The sequence below is a fragment of the Pseudarthrobacter lactosi genome (genome assembly GCF_055412785.1).
Window position 1 is genome coordinate 1 of record NZ_JBVAYS010000003.1, and the last position, 21,129, is coordinate 21,129.

The 21,129-nt window shown below is 64.0% G+C and carries 15 protein-coding genes; 2 read left to right on the forward strand and 13 right to left on the reverse strand.

The genetic code is table 11. From position 1 onward, the window contains the following. Positions 1-401: 401 nt before the first annotated feature. The 3 genes from ACZY0Q_RS13505 to ACZY0Q_RS13515 are packed head-to-tail and all read right to left on the reverse strand — an operon-like array spanning position 402 to position 7,958. Positions 402-4,082, reverse strand: coding sequence for a 1,4-alpha-glucan branching enzyme (locus ACZY0Q_RS13505; protein WP_463917591.1), 3,681 nt, complete (start codon positions 4,080-4,082; stop codon positions 402-404). A gap of 1 nt (position 4,083) precedes the next feature. Further along, positions 4,084-5,880 carry a maltose alpha-D-glucosyltransferase gene (gene treS / locus ACZY0Q_RS13510; protein ID WP_463917592.1) on the reverse strand — a complete coding sequence of 599 codons (1,797 nt, stop codon included), beginning with the start codon at positions 5,878-5,880 and terminating at the stop codon, positions 4,084-4,086. After that, complete coding sequence (locus ACZY0Q_RS13515; protein WP_463917594.1) at positions 5,877-7,958, reverse strand: alpha-1,4-glucan--maltose-1-phosphate maltosyltransferase; 2,082 nt, start codon at positions 7,956-7,958, stop codon at positions 5,877-5,879. Before ACZY0Q_RS13515 ends, treS begins: the two co-directional genes overlap by 4 nt. 152 nt (positions 7,959-8,110) lie before the next feature. Here ACZY0Q_RS13515 and glgP point away from each other — a divergent pair, with 152 nt between their 5' ends. Further along, on the forward strand, positions 8,111-10,729 hold the full coding sequence (gene glgP / locus ACZY0Q_RS13520; RefSeq protein ID WP_463917595.1) for an alpha-glucan family phosphorylase: 2,619 nt from the start codon (positions 8,111-8,113) through the stop codon (positions 10,727-10,729). A gap of 15 nt (positions 10,730-10,744) precedes the next feature. Here glgP and ACZY0Q_RS13525 read toward each other — a convergent pair whose 3' ends face one another. The 8 genes from ACZY0Q_RS13525 to ACZY0Q_RS13560 all read right to left on the reverse strand — a co-directional run bounded on the left by ACZY0Q_RS13525 (position 10,745) and on the right by ACZY0Q_RS13560 (position 18,301). Beyond that, on the reverse strand, positions 10,745-11,101 hold the full coding sequence (locus tag ACZY0Q_RS13525; RefSeq protein WP_463917597.1) for a barstar family protein: 357 nt from the start codon (positions 11,099-11,101) through the stop codon (positions 10,745-10,747). An 8-nt stretch (positions 11,102-11,109) separates the two neighbouring features. Beyond that, positions 11,110-11,433: a hypothetical protein gene (locus tag ACZY0Q_RS13530; RefSeq protein ID WP_463917599.1), complete on the reverse strand. Its 324-nt coding sequence runs from the start codon at positions 11,431-11,433 to the stop codon at positions 11,110-11,112. 17 nt (positions 11,434-11,450) lie between these two features. Next, positions 11,451-13,562 carry a glycogen debranching protein GlgX gene (gene glgX, locus ACZY0Q_RS13535; protein ID WP_463917601.1) on the reverse strand — a complete coding sequence of 704 codons (2,112 nt, stop codon included), beginning with the start codon at positions 13,560-13,562 and terminating at the stop codon, positions 11,451-11,453. 208 nt (positions 13,563-13,770) lie between these two features. Further along, positions 13,771-14,760 carry a 23S rRNA (guanosine(2251)-2'-O)-methyltransferase RlmB gene (gene rlmB, locus ACZY0Q_RS13540; protein WP_463917603.1) on the reverse strand — a complete coding sequence of 330 codons (990 nt, stop codon included), beginning with the start codon at positions 14,758-14,760 and terminating at the stop codon, positions 13,771-13,773. Between the two features lie 68 nt (positions 14,761-14,828). After that, positions 14,829-16,295: a cysteine--tRNA ligase gene (gene cysS, locus ACZY0Q_RS13545; RefSeq protein ID WP_463917605.1), complete on the reverse strand. Its 1,467-nt coding sequence runs from the start codon at positions 16,293-16,295 to the stop codon at positions 14,829-14,831. An 83-nt stretch (positions 16,296-16,378) separates the two neighbouring features. Next, positions 16,379-16,876, reverse strand: a complete 498-nt coding sequence (gene ispF / locus ACZY0Q_RS13550; RefSeq protein ID WP_463917607.1) for a 2-C-methyl-D-erythritol 2,4-cyclodiphosphate synthase — start codon at positions 16,874-16,876, stop codon at positions 16,379-16,381. Positions 16,877-16,878: 2 nt separating this feature from the next. Then, positions 16,879-17,685: a 2-C-methyl-D-erythritol 4-phosphate cytidylyltransferase gene (ispD, locus tag ACZY0Q_RS13555; protein WP_463917608.1), complete on the reverse strand. Its 807-nt coding sequence runs from the start codon at positions 17,683-17,685 to the stop codon at positions 16,879-16,881. Between the two features lie 133 nt (positions 17,686-17,818). Next, the gene (locus tag ACZY0Q_RS13560; protein WP_026266570.1) at positions 17,819-18,301 is read right to left on the reverse strand and encodes a CarD family transcriptional regulator; all 483 of its coding nucleotides are present in this window, start codon (positions 18,299-18,301) and stop codon (positions 17,819-17,821) included. A 270-nt stretch (positions 18,302-18,571) separates the two neighbouring features. On the opposite strand from ACZY0Q_RS13560, the gene ACZY0Q_RS13565 reads away from it, so the two are divergent. Beyond that, complete coding sequence (locus ACZY0Q_RS13565; protein ID WP_463918647.1) at positions 18,572-19,117, forward strand: hypothetical protein; 546 nt, start codon at positions 18,572-18,574, stop codon at positions 19,115-19,117. A 106-nt stretch (positions 19,118-19,223) separates the two neighbouring features. Here the strand turns inward: ACZY0Q_RS13565 and ACZY0Q_RS13570 are convergent, their stop codons facing one another. Together ACZY0Q_RS13570 and ACZY0Q_RS13575 are read right to left on the reverse strand one after the other, a co-directional pair. Then, entirely contained in the window at positions 19,224-19,904 is a 681-nt protein-coding gene (locus tag ACZY0Q_RS13570) for a response regulator transcription factor (RefSeq protein WP_354253015.1), read from the reverse strand. Further along, the gene (locus tag ACZY0Q_RS13575; RefSeq protein ID WP_463918648.1) at positions 19,901-21,109 is read right to left on the reverse strand and encodes a sensor histidine kinase; all 1,209 of its coding nucleotides are present in this window, start codon (positions 21,107-21,109) and stop codon (positions 19,901-19,903) included. The genes ACZY0Q_RS13570 and ACZY0Q_RS13575 overlap by 4 nt, the downstream gene beginning before the upstream one ends. Positions 21,110-21,129: the final 20 nt, after the last annotated feature.

Consider the following 21,129-nt stretch of genomic DNA (forward strand, 5'->3'; position numbering starts at 1 on the left):
CACGGGGTGGACAGGCCCAGCCAAAACAACCAATCAATAAAACAATTGGTATCAACAAACTTGGCACACTATTGAGTTCTCAAACAACAGACACACCCGGCACCACCACAACCAATCGGCCGTGGATCGCTCCGGAGCAACTTTTCAAACTTACCGGCTGTTCTCCATCTTGTCAAACCGGCATCCGCGACTTCGTCAGCCTGAGGCTTTCGTGTCGGTTTTTTCGGTCTGACTCTGTGGAGCAGCGCGGAAATAAACTCTACCACCACTTTGCCGAGATGACCAACCAGGCCCCAAGGGGTCCCCTGCGGCGCTACCCCGAGGGCAGCAAAAAGCCCGGAATCTCAAGGAATTCCGGGCTTTTCGCCCCGCCCTTAAGAGAGCGGGTTCACACCAATCGGTCAGCCGGCCGCCAAAGGAACGGGCTTGAAGTAGGCCGCACCCAGCGGCGGCAGCGTCACGGTCAACGATGCCGGCTGCCCATCAAGCCCTTCGTCCAGGGCAATCAGCTCACCGCCATTCAAAACACCTGAACCGCCATAGGACGCAGCATCAGTGTTAAGTACTTCAGTCCAGGCCCCGGCAGCGGGAACGCCGAGGGCATAGCCCACATGCGGACCGCCTGAGAAGTTGATGGCGCACACCAACGGATTGCCTTCCTTGTCCCAGCGGACAAAGGTCAGGACATTGCGCTCGGCATCCCCACCGTTGATCCACTGGAATCCACCGGGTTCGTTATCCCGCGCATAGAGGGCAGGCGTCGAACTGTAGATCTCGTTGAGGTCCTTGGTGAGAAGCTGCATTCCGCGGTGCGCGGGAATGTCGGCCAGATACCAGTCCAGTCCATGCTGCTCGGACCATTCAGCCTCCTGACCGAATTCGGTGCCCATAAAAATGAGCTGCTTGCCCGGGTGCGCCCACTGGTACGCAAAAAAGGCGCGCAGGTTGGCCAGCTGCTGCCAGCGGTCCCCCGGCATCTTCCGGAGCATGGAGCCCTTGCCGTGCACAACCTCATCGTGGCTGATGGGAAGCAGGAAGTTCTCGGTGAAGGCGTAGACCATGGAGAAAGTCACCGTACCGTGGTGCCACTTTCGGTTGATCGGCTCCTCGGAGGCGTACTTGAGGGAGTCGTGCATCCACCCCATGTTCCACTTGAGCCCGAAGCCCAGCCCGCCGTGGCTGGTGGGAGCAGTGACTCCGGGGAAAGCTGTGGACTCTTCGGCGATCATTACCGCACCGGGGTGGGTCTTGTAGACCGTGGCGTTTACCTCCTGCAGGAAGGAGATGGCTTCCAGGTTCTCGCGTCCGCCAAAGCGGTTGGGTGACCACTGCCCCTCTTCGCGTGAGTAGTCCAGGTACAGCATCGACGCCACTGCATCAACCCGGAGGCCGTCGATGTGGAACTCATCAAGCCAGTACAGCGCGTTGGAGACCAGGAAGTTCCGCACCTCGGTGCGGCCAAAGTCGAAGATCAGCGTTCCCCAGTCTGGGTGCTCGCCCAGGTTCGGGTCGGCGTGTTCGTACAGGGGTTCGCCGTCGAACTGGGCCAGCGCCCAGGCATCCTTGGGGAAGTGCGCCGGGACCCAGTCCAGGAGCACGCCGATCCCGGCCTGGTGCAGCGAATCCACCAGGAACCGGAATTCGTCCGGATGGCCAAAGCGCGAGGTCGGCGCAAAGTAGGACGTCACCTGGTAGCCCCAGGAACCGCCGAAAGGATGTTCGGCCACGGGCATGAACTCAACGTGCGTGAAGCCCAGCCATTTGACGTAGTCCACCAGCTCCTTGGCGAGCTCACGGTAGCCCAGGCCAAGGCGCCAGGATCCGAGGTGGACTTCGTAGGCGCTCATCGGCGAATTGTGCGGGTCACGCTGGGCGCGCGCCTCCATCCACTCGGCATCCTTGAACGCGTACGACTGCTCCACCACCCTGGAAGCTGTCAGCGGCGGGACCTCGGTGCCGAAGGCCAGGGGGTCGGCCTTTTCGACCCAGTAGCCGCCCTTCGTTTTGATCTCGAACTTGTAGCACGCCCCTGCTAAAACACCCGGCAGGAAGACTTCCCACACGCCTGAGGATCCCAGCGAGCGGAGTGAGTTTTGCCGGCCGTCCCAGGCGTTGAAGTCGCCTTTGACGCGGACCGCCTGCGCGTTCGGCGCCCACACAGCAAAGGAGACGCCGTCAACGTCGCCGAGGGAGGACTTGTAGTGCTGGACGTGGGCGCCAAGGACTTCCCAGAGCTTTTCGTGCCGGCCCTCGCCGATCAGGTGCAGGTCTACTTCACCCACGGTGGGCAGGTAGCGGTAGGGCTCGTCCACGGTCAGCGGCGCGGCACCGGGGTAGGTGACCTCCAGCCGATAGTCGGGCACGTGGCCGGCCTGCAGCGGCTCCAGGACTGCCACCCAAACACCGTTGTCCTCATGCGTCATGGGCACCGCACCACCGGCGGTCACCACGTTCACTGCCTCCGCGAGGTGCTTGACCGTCCGGACGGTCACATGGCCGTGGTCGTCCAGGTGGGCACCAAGCACCGAGTGCGGGGCGTGGTGTTCGCCGTTAGCCACACGGGCCAAGGTTTCCGGGTCCACGTGTAGGGGCACGCGGGGCCGGTCTGTACGTGCTGAGCCTGTCATTTTGATACCTTCCGATGCTGCCCGGGCCTGATCGCCGGAGCCTTTAACGCTAAGGAGCCGCCTGGACGCATTCGTTGGAATGGCCAGCCAGTCAGGCCTGTTGCGCAATTCATAAACGACTTCGTAAAGGGCCTTGTCCAGCCACAATGCCACAAAGAGCGGTGACGTCCGGTCGATGGTCCCAGGTGTGACTGCGGCATAGCCGGCAAGGAACGCATCCGCGCAATCATCGACCCAGGACTCCGGCACGCGGGCGCCCTGATATTCGCGTTCTGCCGCGCCTGCCGCGTAGTCGAATGAGCGGAGCATTCCCACCACATCGCGGAGCGGAACGTCGGGAAAATTGCGTTCGGCGATGGGCCGCAGTGGCTCACCTTCAAAATCAAGGATGGCCCACCGGCCCGGCGCGGCGCCGTGGCCGGGGACCTGCAGGATCTGGCCGAGGTGAAGATCGCCGTGGATCCGCTGCAGCGGCCCCGCCGGCACGCCGTCGAGCTCGCCGACAAGCGCCTCCAGGGCGTCGTCGTAAGGCCCGACGGCGGCACCGGCTTCCGCCCATGCCTGCCGGACCCGCTGGGCTACTCCGGGCGCAATAACCTGACCGGGGGCGGGTTCAACTGCCGTGCCAAGCGCTTCCGCCAGCCTGCGGTGGACAGTGGCTGTGGCGGCACCCAGGGCATAAGCTTCGGCGGTGAAATCGGCGCCGGTGCGGGCGGCATCCACGGCCAGGCGCCAGGCATCGCGGCCGCCGGCCAGGAATTCGTGGGCTACGGCAAGCTCGCCCTGCGATGGCGCCTGTGTCGGGAGCCCCGATGACGCCGGAGTCTGCCATTCGCCGCGGACCCACCCCAACGTGGCCGGAACCTCGAAGGTGCCCTGGGCGGTCAGTGCCGCCCCTACCTCAACCTCAGGATTAACCCCTTCAGAGAGAACGCGGAAAAATTTCACGATCGCCGCGGACTCGCCGTCGTCAACAATGACCGAGCTGTTGGACTGCTCGCCGGCGAGGACTTTGACCATTCCGTGCGCGGTAGGCAACCGGTGCTCCGACCGGGTGCGGTGGCCGGTCGCCGAACCCGTGCTTGAGCCTGCTTCAGCCCGGATCAGCTCCAGCCAGGAGGACACAAAGGAAGGATCGTGCACGGCGTCGTAGATCCACGCCATGCCGGCCTCGGGAGCCTGGCCCACCAGTGCCCGCTCCGCTCCCGCAAGCGGACTTGCACGGTAACTCAGCGGGACCTGGACCACGTCAGTGCGGAGACCGCCGTCGGCCGTTCGGGAGGCAACCGCCAGCAGGAATATCTCCAGCCGTGCCTGCCCGGCTGGATCCTCGAGGCTCAGGCTGCCTGCCTGTTCCAGCGAAAAATCGGCTGTCTTCACAGGGAACCACCGCTGGCGCGGAAGCCATTCGCGAAGGACAGTGCTCAGTGTGGCTGTGAGAGTGGGCTGGGCCATGTCAGTTCTCGATGGACAGGATGGGCAGTGCCTGCGTGTACGGGGAGGCCGGGTTGGACGTCGCAGAGCGGATCCGCAGCCAGAAGAAGTCATGGCTTCCCAGGGTCAGCGTCAGCGTTCCGTCGTCATCGATCCCGGGGAACGGCTGCCCTCCGAACACATCGCGCAGTCCGCGGCCGGCAAACTGCGGAATCCGCAGTTTTGCCGCGACAGGGTGCTGCGAAAGGTTGAAGGCGCACAGGATGGTTTCGCCGGGCAGCCCCGCAGTGTTGTCATCCGAAAGTTCCCGGAGATACGCCACCACGGCGTCGTGGTCCGCTTCGACATGTTTGAACGCGCCCAGCCCGAAGACAGGGTGGTTCTTGCGGACGCTGAGGATCTGCCGGGTCCAGCGGAGAAGCGAACCGGAGTGCGCGGCCTCGGCTTCCACATTGGCCATGTTGTAGTTGTACACCAATGACTGGATGACCGGCAGGTAGAGCTTGCCGGGATCAGCGTTGGAGAACCCTGCGTTCCGGTCAGGGTTCCACTGCATGGGGGTACGCACGGCATCGCGGTCATCGAGCCAGATGTTGTCCCCCATGCCGATCTCGTCCCCGTAGTACAGGAACGGGCTGCCAGGCAGCGAGAGCAGCAGGGCATTGATCAGTTCGATCTCGGCCCGGGAATTATCCAGCAACGGTGCAAGCCGGCGCCGGATCCCGATGTTGGCGCGCATCCGGGGGTCCGGCGCGTACCAGCCCAGCATCGCCGCACGCTCGTCGGCCGTGACCATCTCCAGCGTCAGTTCATCGTGGTTGCGCAGGAACGTTCCCCACTGCGCCCCTTCGGGGATCTCCGGGGTGTCATGCATGGTCTCGATGATCGGAGCGGCCTTCTGGTCACGCAGGGCGTAGTACAGGCGCGGCATGATGGGGAAGTGGAAGGCCATGTGGCATTCGGGCTCTTCGGCTGTTCCGAAGTACTCCACCACCTCGTTGGGCGGCTGGTTGGCCTCGGCGATGATGACGCGGCCGGGGTAGCCTTCATCCACCATGGCCCGCAACTTGCGCAGGAAGTCATGGGTGGCAGGCAGGTTTTCGCAGTTGGTCCCCTCTTCCTCGAAGAGGTACGGGATGGCGTCCGCCCGGAAACCGTCGATGCCCTGGTCCAGCCAGAAACGGACCACGTCAAAGAGCGCTTCGATGACCTTGGGGTTTTCAAAGTTCAGGTCAGGCTGGTGGCCGAAGAAGCGGTGCCAGAAGAACTGCCGGCGGATGGGGTCGAAGGTCCAGTTGGACTCCTCGGTGTCCACAAAAATGATGCGAGCGTCCTGGTACTTCTCGTCCGTATCGCTCCACACGTAAAAGTCGCCGAAGGGACCGTCCGGGTCCTTGCGCGATTCCTGGAACCAGGGGTGCTGGTCCGAGGTGTGGTTCAGCGGCAGGTCAATGATGACCCGGACGCCGCGGGCATGGGACTCGGCCACCAGCCGCTTGAAGTCGCTGATGGTGCCGAATTCATCCAGGACGGAATTGTAGTCCGAAATGTCATAGCCGCCGTCACGCAGCGGCGACTGGAAGAACGGCGGGAGCCACAGGCAATCGATGCCGAGCCACTGCAGGTAGTCCAGCCGGTCGATCAGGCCGGTGAAGTCGCCCGAACCGTCGCCGTTCGCATCCGCGAAGGCCCGTACCAGCACTTCATAAAATACGGCTTTCCGATACCAAAGCGGATCGTGGGCCAGGCCCGGAGCATGCAGCTCAAATGTGCTTTTGGGGGTGAAATGCTGGCTGGAACTCTGCGGGTTAAAGCTCACTGATGCAATCTCCTCACGCTTAGGATGTGTGCGGGTTCAACGTGCGCGTCCAGGCGGACGTAGTTGTATTCGCCCCACTCCCAGGATTCTCCGGAAATGAGGTCCTCCACCCGGAACCCGCCGTTGGGCGAGAGGTCCTCGGGGTCAAGTTCAAGGGCAGCCAGGTCGAGGGAAATGGTGCTCTCCCTGGTGCCGTGCGGATCAACGTTGACCACCACAATGATGGTGTCCTTCGTGCCGTCCGGCAGGGTCTTGTGTTTGGAGTACACCACCGTGGCGTCGTCGGTGCTTTGGTGGACCGTGAGATTCTGCAGGTCCAACAGCGCCGGGTGGCTGTGCCTGATCGCGTTGAGCCTGGTCAGATACGGCGCCAGGGTCCGGCCTGAGGCCGCGGCAGCGTCCCAGTCACGGGCCTTGTATTCGAATTTCTCGTTGTCGATGTACTCCTCGGCACCGGGGCGGGCAACATGCTCATAGAGTTCGAAGCCGGCATAAACGCCCCACAGCGGGCTGGCGGTGGCGGCCAATGCGGCGCGGATCTTGAACGCCGCCGGCCCGCCGAACTGCAGGTATTCCGTGAGGATGTCCGGTGTGTTGACGAAGAAGTTGGGCCGGAAGTACGCCGGCGATTCGTGGCTGACTTCGGCGAAGTAGGTTTCCAGTTCCTTCTTGGTGTTCCGCCACGTGAAGTAGGTGTAGGACTGCTGGAATCCTGCCCGGCCCAGGGCGTGCATCATGGCGGGCCGCGTAAACGCTTCCGCGAGGAACACCACGCCGGGGGTCTTTTTGTTGACCTGGCCAATGAGCCATTCCCAGAACCACACCGGTTTGGTGTGCGGATTGTCCACCCGGAAGATCTTCACGCCATGACTGACCCACAGCAGCACGACCCGCAGGATTTCCTTCGCAAGCCCTTCCGGATCATTGTCGAAATTGAGCGGGAAAATATCCTGGTATTTCTTGGGCGGGTTTTCCGCATACGCGATGCTCCCGTCAACCCGGGTGGTAAACCATTCCGGGTTGGACTGCACCCAGGGGTGGTCCGGCGCGGCCTGCAACGCCAGGTCCAGGGCGACTTCCAGGCCAAGTTCGTTGGCGCGGGCAACAAAGGCGTCAAAGTCCTCGAACGTGCCGAGCTCCGGGTGGATGGCGTCGTGGCCGCCCTCCTTGGCGCCGATGGCCCAGGGCGAACCGGGGTCGTGCGGGCCGGCAATCAGGGTGTTGTTGGGGCCCTTGCGGTGCTGGACGCCGATGGGGTGGATCGGCGGCATATAGAGCACGTCGAAGCCCATCTCCGCCACTGCGTCCAACCGCTTCGCTGCGGTCCGGAAATTCCCGGACGTCCAGGCCCCTGTGGCTGGGTCTTTGACGGCGCCTTCGGACCGGGGAAAGAATTCGTACCAGGCTCCGCGGCCTGCAAGATCGCGCTCCACGAGCAGCGGGAACTGCTCGGAAGAGGTGACCAGCTCTCGGATCGGCTGGCGGTCCACCACGTCGGTGACGTCGGCGCCGAAGCCGGCTGCCAGGCGTTCCTCATCAGTCAGGGACCCGTTGGCCAGAATGGAAGACGCCATGCGCAGGGTGCGCCGGTCCGAAGCATTCCGGGAGGCATCGGCGGCCGCTTCTGAGAGCAGCGCCGAACCTTCCGCGAGCATCAGCTCCACGTCGATGCCTGCGGCTACCTTGACCTCGGCGTTGTGGTGCCAGGTTCCGAAGCGGTCGTGCCACGCCTCAATGAAGAACGTCCAGTTTCCAACGGCCGACGGCGTGAGGATGCCTTCCCAGCGGTCCGTGCCGAGGCCGCGTTCCCCTGTGGGCGGTGCCAGCCTGACGCGCTGGCGCTCCTTCCCCCGTGGATCCAGGAGGACGGCGCTGACACCCAGCTGATCATGCCCTTCCCGGAACGCGGTGGCGCCCACCACAATTCCCTCCCCCGGCAAGGCCTTGGCAGGATACTTTCCACCTTCCACCGCAGGCTGCACGGCGGTAATCGGGAAACGGCCAAATCTTAGCCCGTCTGTGATTTTGCCTTTCGGCTTTTTCTTTGAGGCGGCAGGGGTTACTGAGTTAGTCGTCACAGCCTCGACGTTAGCGAGAAATGGTCCAAAATGCTAAGCCTGCGCTGCTTTTCGTCGCCGCGATTCGACTTATCCGCCACGCCAACTGTCATTTACCTAAAAGAAAGCCAAAGCGGTTCCAGACGTTGATGTTGTCAGTTAGTGTGGCGCAGGTGAAGGCAATCCGCAGATTTACCGTCAGAACAGTCCTCCCGGAACCCATCAGGCCGCTGGCCCGGTTGGCCACCAACCTGCGCTGGTCCTGGCACCGGCCCACCCGTGAACTTTTCGCCGCCCTGAACCCCCGCATCTGGGAGGAATCCGGCCAGGATCCCATCAGTTTCCTGGGCCGGGTCAGCCGCGAGGAGTTTCAGCGCCTCGCCGCCGACCAGACGGTGGTGGACCATGTCCGGGCCGCCGCCGAGGACCTTGACCGGTACCTTGAGCAGCCCCGCTGGTACCAGGGCCTGGGCGAAGATGCCCCCGCCGCCATCGCATACTTCTCTCCCGAATTTGGCATCACCGAAGTCCTGCCGCAGTACTCAGGCGGCCTGGGTATCCTGGCCGGCGACCACCTTAAGGCTGCCTCCGACCTCGGCGTGCCCCTGATCGGCGTGGGCCTGCTGTACCAGGCCGGCTACTTCAAGCAGTCCCTCTCCCGCGACGCCTGGCAGCAGGAGACCTATCCGGTACTTGACCCGGACGGGCTGCCGCTCACACTGCTCCGTGAGCCGTCCCCCGACGGCAACGGCCGGCCCCTGCAGATCTCGCTCCCGCTCCCCAACGGCCGCCGGCTGCTGGCACACATCTGGCGTGCCGACGTCGGACGCGTTCCCCTGCTGCTGTTGGACTCCAACGTTCCCGGCAATGACGATGCCGCCCGCGGCATCACCGACCGCCTCTACGGCGGCGGCGGCGACCACCGGCTCCAGCAGGAGCTCCTGCTGGGCATGGGCGGAGTCAAGGCGCTGCGCGCGTACCAGCAGCTGACCGGAACCCCCGCGCCTGAGGTGTTCCACACCAATGAGGGCCACGCCGGCTTCCTCGGGATTGAGCGCATCCAGGAACTGATGGCCGGCGACGCCGCCCTCAGCTTCGACGAAGCCCTCGCGGCTGGCCGGGCGTCAACGGTCTTCACCACCCACACTCCCGTTCCGGCAGGCATCGACCGTTTCGAGATTTCCCAGATCCACCACTTCTTCCAGGCGGGGCTTGCGCCCGCAGTACCGGTGGACCGGATCCTTGAACTGGGCCGGGAAAACTACGCCGACGGCAATCCGTCAGTCTTTAACATGGCCGTTATGGGGCTCCGGCTGGCACAGCGGGCCAATGGCGTCGCCAAGCTGCACGGCGAGGTGTCCCGCGGGATGTTCTCGGCGCTGTGGCCGGGCTTTGACCACTCCGAGGTGCCCATCACGTCCGTGACCAACGGTGTGCACGTGCCCACCTGGGTGGACGGGCGCATCTCCCGGCTCGCGCGGGAACAGTTCGGCTCCGAGGCCGAAGCCATGGGCCGCTGGGACCTTGCCTACAACGTCAGCGACGCCGACGTCTGGGCGCTGCGCCGTGAAATGCGCACAGCACTGGTCGAAGACGTACGCCGCCGGCTCCGGGCGGCATGGAAGAAGCGCGGAGCTGCCGACGCAGAGCTGGGCTGGACCGACAGCGTCCTGGACCCCGATGTCCTCACCATCGGATTCGCCCGGCGCGTCCCCACCTACAAGCGCCTGACACTGATGCTTCGCGAACCGGACCGGCTCAAGGCGTTGCTGCTGCATCCGAAGCACCCGATCCAACTGGTGATCGCCGGAAAGTCCCACCCTGCAGACGATGCCGGGAAGAAGATGATCCAGGACCTGGTCCGCTTCACCGACGACCCCGAGGTCCGCCACCGCATCGCTTTCCTGCCGAATTACGACATTGCTATGGCCCGAACGCTCTTCCCGGGTTGCGACGTGTGGCTGAACAACCCGCTCCGCCCCTTGGAGGCGTGCGGCACTTCGGGCATGAAGGCCGCCATCAACGGTTCGTTGAACCTTTCGGTGATGGACGGCTGGTGGGACGAAATGTACGACGGCGAGAACGGCTGGGCGATCCCCACTGCCAACAATGACGCGTCCCCCGAAGAGCGGGACGACATAGAGGCGGCAGCGCTGTACGAACTCCTGGAAACGCAAGTGTCGCCTCGTTTCTACGGGAACACGGTTTCGGACAATGCAGGTGCCGCCGGACCGTCCACGACGGGCACCGAGAAAGTCCCCACGCACTGGGTGTCAATGATCAAGCACACGCTCTCCCATCTGGGCCCGGCCGTTTCCGCCGAGCGCATGCTGCACGACTACGTCAACCTGCTCTACCGCCCCGCAGCCGAGGCCGGACGCCGGGCCGTTGCAGACTCCTTCGCCCAGGCCCGCATCCTGGCGGCATGGACGGCCAAGGTGCGGTCAGCGTGGCCCCTGCTTCACGTTGAACATGTGGACTCCGTTGGCGTTTCCGAGGATCCGCAGATCGGGGACACGTTGCAGGTGAACGCCTATATCGCACTGCACACCCTGTCGCCGGAGGATGTTTCAGTGGAGGTGGCCTATGGCCGCGCCGAGGAAAGCGACACCCTGACGGACGTCATCTTGGTGGAGTTGAGCTCGAAAGAGGACCTGGGCGACGGGCGCCACCTGTTCAGCGGCTCGCTGCTCATCGACCGGTCGGGTCCTTTCGGCTACACCGTCCGCGTACTGCCCCGGCACGAGGCACTGGCTTCCCAAGCCGAGCTGGGGCTGATCGTCAACGCCTGATCCCCGCCGGTATGACTAGAGGAGTACGGCCGTGACCACCAGGTCACGGCCGGCGTAGCTCTCGGCATCCTGGAGGACCTCGCAAATGATCCCGAAGGACCGGTCTCCGCGGAACGCTGCGGCCACCTGCCAGAGGATGGTGACCGGGGCACTCCCGTCCTCGCCGATGCTGTCCGCGAAATCGTGCAATGAATCGTTCAGGGCGTCCATGTTCACCCCGTAATGCTCCGGGAAGGCGAGCACTTCGCCAAAAGTCTCCAAGACAGCCCTCTTGCTGTCGGCGGCGGGCACCACCAGGCTTCGACGGCCGGCGTCCGCGACCTGTTCCCGCAGTTCTTCGATGGTCCAGGTATCGGCGGAGTAAATCTTCATGAGAGTGTTCAGCTGCCTTCTGCGATGAATTTGAACGAGTCATAGTGGTCCTGGGTGTAATACTTCTCGCCCTCGGAGCCGGTGGTCCGGGCTTCGGCCGGCAGTTGGGATTCCTTGATTGCAGGCAGCCCGGACGGGTTGGCGGGAGCCGCCGCCGGGCCAGGAACCTCCGCCGGACGCGTGATGGGAGCCTCTGGGACCGGGGCCGCGCTGGAACTGGCTTCCGGCGTCGTACTTCCCGTTAGGGTCTCCAGGAGCCCGGGGCCGCCGAAAGCGAACGCCGCAATGGCTAGCAACCCGGTGACCAGCACGGCGATGGAGCGGTTGCGCAATGTGATCCCCTCCGCAGCTACGTGCGGTAGAGGTTGATCGAGTTCGCCTCAATGAGGTCCGTCTCGCCGGACGCCACGCGGCTACCCTGGCGGAGCTCGTGAAGCGGCGACGTGGTCAGCCGGAGTTCGAACATCCGGTGGGGCGTTCCGTCGTCGTTCTTGAGTTCCGGAAGTGTGATCTTCACATCGGAGGCACTGCCGTTGACCACCACGAGGCCCGCGACCGTGCCGTCGTCGGAGCCGAGCAGTAGCTGCATCACCCGGTGGCGGGGATCATTCCACTGGTCCATGGACATGGGCTCTCCGGAGTGATCAAACCAGTAGATATACGACTGCTCATCCCGAGCCGGAAAACCATGCGGTTGGCCTGCCAGGAACTCCTTGCGCAGCCGGACGTAGCGCTTGGTGCTGCGGAGCATCTCGGCCGATTCCGGAGTGCGGGTCCAGTCAAGCCAGGCGAGGGCGTTGTCCTGGCAGTACGCGTTGTTGTTGCCCTGCTGCGTGCGTGCCAGCTCGTCGCCGGAAGTGATCATGGGCACGCCGAGGGAAATCATCAGGGAAGCCATGAGGTTCCGCCGGGACTGGGCCCGCTTCGCTACGATGCCCTCGTCCTCGCTCCGGCCCTCGAAGCCGTGGTTGTAGCTGCGGTTGTCCCCGTGCCCGTCCCGGTTCTGCTCGCCGTTGGCCTCGTTGTGTTTGCGGTCATAGGACACAAGATCGTTGAGGGTGAAGCCGTCGTGTGCCGTGATGAGGTTTACGGACGCTAGCCTGGAACGGCCCGACGCCTCAAACAGCCCGGCCGATCCGGACAAGGCATCAGCCAGCCGCGCCACGGAGCCACCATGTCCGCCGGCGTCGATGGCTGCCCTGTCGGCCAGCCAGAAGGAGCGGACGCCGTCCCGGAAGTGGTCGTTCCAGTCAACCCAGCCGCCCGGGAACCGTCCCGTCTGCCAGCCGCCGTAGCCGACGTCCCAGGGCTCGGCGATCAGTTTCACGTCGGACAGCACAGGATCGGCGGCCACGGCCACCAGGAACGGGTGCCGGGGATCGAAGTCGTTGTCCGCGTTCCGGCAGAGCGTCACTGCCAGATCAAAGCGGAAGCCGTCGATGTGGAATTCGTCCACCCAGTACCGGAGTGAATCCAGCACGAGCTGGACCACCCGGGGCTCGCCGAAATTCAGCGTGTTGCCGCAGCCCGTGGTGTCGATGTACTTGCCGTGGCCGTCCGTGCGGTAATACGTGTCCTCACCGAGTCCGCGGAAGCTGATGGCCTGGCCGCCGGGGCCCCCCTCTGCGGTGTGGTTGTAGACGACGTCGAGAATCACTTCAAGCCCTGCGGCGTGGAGCAGCTTGACCATGCCCTTGAACTCGTCCTGGACGGCGTGCGGTCCGGTATCCTGCGCTGCCTGAGAGGCATAGGCCGCGTGCGGCGCGAAGAACGCTGCCGTATTGTAGCCCCAATAGTTGGTCAGGCCCAGGTTCTGCAGGTGCATTTCATCGAGGTGGAAGTGCACCGGGAGCAGCTGGACAGCAGTGATGCCCAGGCTCTTGAAGTGTTCGATGATGGCCGGATGGGCCATTCCGGCATACGTTCCGCGCAGTTCCTCGGGGACATCGGGATGCAGCATGCTCTGGCCGCGGACGTGGGCCTCATAGATGATGGTGTTCCGCCATTGTGTCCGGGGCCGTTCGTCGTTGCCCCAGTCGAAATCGCCGGCCATTCGGACGCTCGTCAGGAACCCTTCCCGCTGGTCCACCGCCCGGCCGTAAGGATCGAGCAGAAGAGGCTGCCCGCCATCGTCGTCCAGGTCCATGACGGGGACCGCCAGCGGCAAGAGGTCCGCCTTGGACGTGGCGCGGAAACCGTAGAGCGATCCGTACGGGAAGTCCTCAACAATTCCGTGGTGCACGCCGTGCGTGACATTGGGCAGTGTCTGCAGATGCCAGTCGCTGCCGGGGGCCTTGTAGGCAATCTCGAGGTTCTCTACGGCTGGGGCGTACACGGCCACGTTTGCGCTGGACTGCACCCCGTAGTCCGCTCCCGATCCCGGGCGCGGGACGCTGACACCGAGCGGATACGCCGAAGAGGCATCCTTGGTGGAAGCGGTATCGAAAAGCGGCATGACCATCACGTCAATGGTAGCGGCCAGCGGCTGGTGAGCTGCACTGCCGCTTTTATGACGTCACTTCCCCCGCCGCTCACCTGGCCAACCGTCGGAGTTCTAGGCCCAACGCTCTCTCACTTAACGCAGCTTAAACGGCAACGCTCTCTCACTTTCTTCGGGAAAGTGAGAGAGCGTTGCGCCAGAACCCCCATCAAGTGAGAGAGCGTTCGGACTACTTGACGGCGCGCTGCCTGGAGATTTCGTACAGCGAGATGCCAACGGCCATGGAGGCGTTGAGCGATTCCATGGCGGAGTTGATCGGGATGGAGACGATCTGGTCGCAGTTTTCGCGGACCAGGCGGCTCAAGCCCTTGCCCTCGGAACCGACCACAATACAGACGGGCTCCGTGGCCAGGGTGAGGTCGGGCAGCGAAACATCGCCGTCGCCGTCGAGCCCCAGGACAAAGATGCCCATGTCCTTGAACTGCTTCAGGGCACTGTTCAGGTTGCCTGCACGTGCCACCGGAACACGGACGGCCGCGCCGGCGCTGGTCTTCCAGGCGGACGCTGTAACGCCCACGGAGCGGCGTTCCGGGACGATGACGCCGTGGCCGCTGAAGGCCGAGACGGAGCGGATGATGGCCCCGAGGTTGCGCGGGTCCGTGATGCCGTCCAGGGCAACAAACAGCGGAGCGTTGGCTACGTGGCCCTTCTTCCAGCGGTCCACCGTTTCCTCGGCCAGGTCATACGCGTCCTGGTACTCGTAGGGCGGGATCTGCAGGACCAGTCCCTGGTGCACGGCGTCTTCCGTCATGCGGTCCAGTTCGACCTTGCCGGTCTCGAGCAGCGGGATGCCGCGTTCGGCGGCGATCTTCAGCGACTCCTTAACACGGTCATCCATTTCAATCCGGATGGCGATGTGCAGGGCCTTCGCGGGGATCCCGGCGCGGAGGGCTTCGACCACCGAGTTACGGCCGGTGACAACTTCCTCTGTGGCGCGGCCCTTGGGGCCCGAACGGGAGGCGCCGGCGCTGCGCGCGCCCGTGCCGCGCTTGGCGGCCGAACGTTCGGAAAGCTGTTTGCTCTTGTGCGCCTTGTGGTACGGGCGGTCCTCCGCCTTGGGCGTGGGACCCTTGCCTTCCAGGGCCTTGCGGCCATGGCCACCGGTTCCGATGGTTGGCCCCTTCTTTGCTTTGACCGACCGGCGACCGTTGTTGGCCATGATTTTCCACCCTTGATTGTTTGACTGAGTCTGCTTACCAGTCTACTGAATCAAGTAAAATCGCCGGTTCAGTCCCGTTGCAGGCTCCAGGTAGCGCCATCCGGGCCATCTTCGACGACGACGCCGGCCGCCTTCAGCGTGTCGCGGATGGCGTCGGAGGCAGCCCAGTCCTTGGCCGTCCGTGCCTGAGCGCGGGCCGCGAGTTGGGCTTCCACCAGGACGTTGAGGGCCGCCGATTCCCGGACGTTACTGGTGCCGGGCGCCGCAACTGCGTTTAGCCCCAAAGCAGTGGTCATGATCATGACCGCGCTCATCGCATGCCGGCCCGCTTCGTCGTCGCCCTCTGCGAGGGCGTTGTTGCCGGCGCGCACCGTTTCGTGCAGGGCCGCCAAGGCGCGCGGGACGTTCAGGTCGTCATCCATCGCCGCCTCGAAAGTGCGGAGAGCCTCCGTGGACGGGCCGAAGTTACCCGCCACAAACCCGAAATCGGTACCGAAGCGGGCCACGGCCTTCGCCTGGAATCCGTCGATGCGATCGACGGCGGCCGCCGCCTCTTCCAGCGAAGTGGGGCGGTAGTCCAGCACTGAGCGGTAGTGGGCCTGCCCGAGGTAGTAGCGGACCACCCGCGGTGACGCGAGGTCCAACATCTCCGAAGGGCTGATGGTGTTTCCGATGGATTTGGACATCTTTTCGCCCTGGTAGGTCACCATCCCGTTGTGCATCCAGAAGTTGGCGAAGCCGTGCCCTGCTGCCTGGGACTGGGCCATCTCGTTTTCGTGGTGCGGGAAGCGCAGGTCCAGTCCGCCACCGTGGATATCAAATTCGGTGCCGAGATACTTGGTGACCATGGCGGAGCATTCCAGGTGCCAACCTGGGCGTCCGGCGCCCCAGGGCGAGGCCCAGCTCGCCGTCGTCGGCTCCCCTTCTTTGGAGCCCTTCCATAGCGCAAAGTCGCGGGGGTCTTTTTTGCCTCGGGGATCGGCGTCCGGAGCACCCTGCATGTCGTCAATGTTCTGCCGGGTCAGGGACCCGTACTTGTCCCAGGAGCGCACGTCGAAGTAGACGTCGCCGGAATCGTCCAGCGCCGGGTAGGCGTGGCGCCGGTCGATCAGCTGCTGGATCAGCGCGTGCATTTCGGGGATATGGCCGGTTGCCCGGGGCTCATACGTGGGGCGGCCAACGCCGAGTGTGTCGTAGGCCTGCAGGAACGCCTGCTCGTAGCGGTACGCCAGTGCCCACCATTCCTCCTCGCGGACGGTGTCCGGTCCGGCTTGGAAGTCCGGGCTGAAGGACTCGGCAGATTTGGCCAGGATCTTGTCATCAATATCCGTGACGTTGCGGACCACAGTGACCCGCAGACCCCGGTACTCGAGCCAGCGCGTGAGCTGGTCAAAGGCGATCGCCGAGCGGATGTGGCCCACGTGCGGCATGCCCTGCACGGTGGCTCCGCAGTAGTACAGGCTCGCTTTTCCCGGGACGAGGGGAACGAAGTCACGGACTTCGGCGGCAGCGGTGTCATGGAAGCGGAGAGTCACCGCTCCAGATTAGCGGAAAAGGCCTGTGCGCTGGCCCCGCGCGCTATCCGGGCTGGAGAGCCCGGGTGAATCAGCGGGGTACGTCAACGCGGATAGACCAAAGCGGTGGCGACGGCGGAGATACCCTCTCCCCTGCCGGTGAAGCCCAGTCCGTCACTGGTGGTTGCCGTGACACTGACTGGAGCCCCCGCGGCCTCGCTCAGCACACGTTGGGACTCTTCGCGCCGCGGGCCGAATTTGGGCCGGGTAGCCACGAACTGCACAGCCACATTGCCGATCTCAAAGCCCGCAGCACGGATAATCCTGGCCGCCTCGGCCAGCAGCGTGACGCCGGAGGCGCCGGCGAACTCCGGGCGGTCGGTGCCGAAGTGCGTACCGAGGTCCCCAATGCCGGCGGCCGAGAACAAGGCGTCGGCGGCGGCATGGGCCACCGGGTCCCCGTCCGAATGCCCGGCCAAGCCACGCTCGCCTTCCCAGAACAGCCCGCCCAGCCAGAGCGGACGGGGAAGGTCCTCGGACGCGTAGGCATGGACATCCAGGCCAATACCCGTGCGGGGCAGGATCATCTTGGCTTCACTCATGATCAGCCTTCCACCCAGCGGATGCCCAGGGGGCCTTCCAGCAGCCCCTCGGCAATGATCAGATCCAGCGGCGTGGTGATTTTCAATGACTGCGTGGAGCCATGCACCGCGTGCACCGGAACGCCCAGCAGTTCCACCAGCATGGCGTCGTCCGTGACCGCGGCAGCTTGTTTCTCGTCAAAGCCCGACGCCGCCTGATGGGCCTGGATCAGCGTGGACAGGCGGAACCCTTGGGGTGTCTGGACCGAACGGAGCTCTTCCCGCGGGGCGGTACCTGTCACGAGTTCCGGGGCGATGCTGATGTCGTCACCGGTGGTGGGGGCAACCATCTTCACCGTATCCACCACGGTCACTGCCGGAATCACTGCAACGGCGCCGGCGGCCAGGGAATCAACAACGCGGTGGAAGACGTATTCGGGCGTCAGCGCTCTGGCGGCGTCGTGGACCAGGACGGCTTCGGTTCCGTCCAGTAAGGCTGCCAGTGCTGACCGGACGGACGCGGCACGGGTGGCGCCGCCGTCGACCGTTGTCAGCACGGGAAGCGGGCGCTCCGGGTTGCCGTCATGCCCCGCCCGCAGCTCATCGGCGAAGGCCGCGCACAAGTCCTGCAGGATCGTATCGCCGGGCGGCAGGGCCACACAGATCTGGCGTGCAACGCCGGCGGCCGCGACACCCCGGAGGGCGTGCGTGAGGATGGTGTCACTCCCCAATGGCACGCGCGCCTTGGGCATGCCGTAACCCAGCCGTTCGCCGGAACCGGCAGCCACTATGACGACGGCGGTGACGGGGCGGGGAAGTGCGTTGTTCATGTTGTCCAGCCTACGTGCCCGCCAGCCCGGCCGGCCGAATCCCGCCCCCAGGACGCGCCTGGCCAGCCGACGTGGTCCAAAAAAGGGCAAAAAGAAACCCCGGAGGCACTTGCGTACCCCCGGGGCTCAATTCTTAGGAAGCCAGGACCTCGTCGAGAACGCTTGCAGCCTTCTCTTCATCAGTCTTTTCAGCCAGAGCAAGTTCAGAGATGAGAATCTGCCGGGCCTTGGCCAGCATGCGCTTCTCACCTGCGGAAAGGCCCCGATCGTGATCACGGCGCCAAAGGTCGCGAACAACCTCTGCTACCTTGATGACGTCACCGGATGCAAGCTTTTCCAGATTTGCCTTGTACCTGCGTGACCAGTTGGTGGGTTCCTCAGTGAACTCGGCCCGCAGCACGTCAAATACGTGCTCCAAACCTTCCTTGCCCACAACGTCACGGACCCCAACAAGGTCAACGTTCTCTGCTGGAACTTCAATGGTCAGATCACCCTGAGCCACCTTGAGCTTGAGATACATTTTCTCTTCGCCCTTGACAGTGCGCATCTTGATTTCTTCAATTTTTGCAGCACCGTGGTGAGGGTAAACTACTGTCTCGCCGACCTCAAATACCATGTAAACATTCCCCTTTCCCGCAGACCAGTTTATCACGATTCAGGCATATGATTGGCCTCGAACCGGCCCCGGAACCCCGGAAATACGCGGAAAATGGGCAGAATAGACCCCCTCGGACCCCTTGACGGATGCAGATAATAGTGCATGTGCGGCCTGCTGCCAAGGGCAATATGACCGCGCGGAATCCTCGTTTGGCCCGGTTTGCCGTTAGGCTATGGCTGAATAATGTTTCAAGACTCTCGAGGAGTACGTGACGTGCGTTTCACTGCGATGAACCGGGCCCAGGGCGGCAAACTGGCACTGGCGGCCGGATCCCTGGCCCTCGTCCTGGCGACGATGACAGGCTGTGGCTACATCAACCCCCAGCAGACTTCTCACCAGTACGCGGCATCGGACGGTATCCGCGCCGACCTGGGTCCGCTGCAGCTGCGCAACATGCTGATTGTCTCCGCTGGCGAAGACAAGCCCGGCCGCCTGCTCGGCGCCGTCTACAACTCCTCTTCAAAGGACGTCAAGCTCACGGTCAACGGTGCCGAGGGTTCGCAGACGCAGGTGCCGGTGAAAGCCAACTCCTACACGCTGCTCAACGACTCCACGGATGAGGCCATCCTCAGCACCAGCGGCGGCATCGCCGGTTCTCTGGTGGACGTCAAGGTCACTGAGGACGGCACCAACGTGAGCAAGACCGTACAGATCCCCGTCCTGGATGCTTCCCTCTCGGAGTACAAGGAATACCTGCCGGCCGGAAGCGAACCGACCGGTTCCGCCACTCCCAGCCCGTCGCCGTCGGCCACCAGCACCGGTGCGGCCCACTAAGTAGCAACAAAGCACAAAAGGAGGGTCTCCCCGCGGGGAGACCCTCCTTTTCTGCACTTGAAACCCGGTGTGCCTGATGCCTTGTATGCCTTACCGGCGGACAGGCCTACGGCTCGAACTTGTAGCCCAGGCCGCGGACGGTTACCAGATAGCGGGGCACGGAGGGGTCGGGCTCGATCTTGCCGCGCAGCCGCTTGACGTGCACGTCCAGGGTTTTGGTATCCCCCACATAGTCCGAACCCCAGACCCGGTCGATCAGCTGGCCGCGGGTCAGGACGCGGCCGGAGTTGCGCAGCAGCATTTCCAGCAGCTCGAATTCCTTCAGCGGCAGCAGGACCTGCTGGCCATCGACGCTGACCACATGCCGTTCGATGTCCATACGGACAGGTCCGGCCTGGACTGTGGCCGAGATCAGTTCCTCGGGTTCACCCTGCCGACGGAGCACGGCCCGGACCCGGGCCACCAGCTCGCGGGAGGAATAGGGCTTCGTGACGTAGTCGTCGGCACCCAGCTCCAGGCCAACCACCTTGTCTATCTCAGAGTCCTTGGCCGTGAGCATGATGACCGGGACGCTGGAGCGCTGCCGCAGCTGGCGGCAGACCTCGGTGCCTGACAGACCGGGGAGCTGCAGATCCAGCAACACCAGATCAGCGCCATTCCGGTCGAATTCGGTGATGGCGTCCAAGCCGTTGTCTACGACTTCAACCTCGAAGCCCTCCTTGCCCAACAAATAGGACAACGGATCACTGAAAGATTCTTCGTCTTCAACAATCAAAATCCTGCTCAAGCGCTGGCTCCTTGCTCATGTACGCCGCGTTGTTTAGCACGCTCGGGTACAACTCGTTGTTTGACACCTGCAGTGTCCGGTTCGTCCTGGCTTTCCATCTCAGGCAGCCGCAGGGTGAAAGTGGAACCCTGGCCGGGCCGTGACCACAAGGTCACTTCACCGCCGTGGTTGGAAGCGACGTGCTTGACGATGCTCAGGCCCAGGCCCGTTCCGCCCGTGTGGCGCGAACGCGCCGCATCCACCCGGTAGAAGCGCTCAAACACCCGCTCCTGGTCCTCCGGGGACAGGCCCTCGCCTTGGTCCGTGACAGAAACGGCGATCAGCCCCTCTTTGGAGCGGACGCCGACGCCCACCCTGGTGTTCTCCGGGGAGTAGCGGATGGCGTTGTCGATCAGGTTACGCAGTGCTGTGACCAGCAGATCCCGGTCACCAAAGACGGTGGCTTCAACCCGGTCCCCCACCACGATCTGGATGTTCTTGCTTTCAGCGGGGAGCTGGGAGCGGTCCACCGCTTCTATGATCACCGTGTTGATGTCCACGGCCTTGCCCTCCTGGGAGACGCTGGCACCCTGGAGGCGGGAAAGTTCGATGATGTCCTGGACCAGGGCGGCGAGCCGGCCTGATTCCTTGTGCATCCGTTTGGCGAACCGGCGGACAGCCTGTTCGTCGTCGGCTGAGGACTCCAGCGCCTCGGCCAGCAGGGAAATTGCGCCCACCGGGGTCTTCAGCTCGTGGGACACGTTGGCCACGAAGTCGTTTCGGATCTCTTCGGTGCGGGTGATTTCGGTGCGGTCGTCAGCCAGCAGCACGATATATTCCTCGCCGAGCATGGCTGCCCGGACCTGCACGATGATGGTGCCGTGGCCCAGCGGACCGCGCTGCAGCTCCAGCCGTTTTTCCAGGATCACACCGTCCCGGCGAACGCCGGCCGTCATGTCCAGCAGCTCCTTGTGGACCACCGTGTGGCCGCGAACCAGGCCGTACGCGTAAGCGGCCGGACTGGCACGTACTACGCCGTCCACCGCGTCCACCACCACAAAAGCGCGTCCGACGACTGCCAGCACTTCCGCGGCGCCGGCAGGCAAAGCTGGTTCGTCCATGTCGACGTCAACCAGCTTGCGCTGCTTTTCACTGATCCTGAAGGCGAGCACGCCAAAGGTGCCGAGCGACAGGCCGACCAGGCCGGCGATGACACCGATGAGCATAGGATCCACAGCTCCAGCTT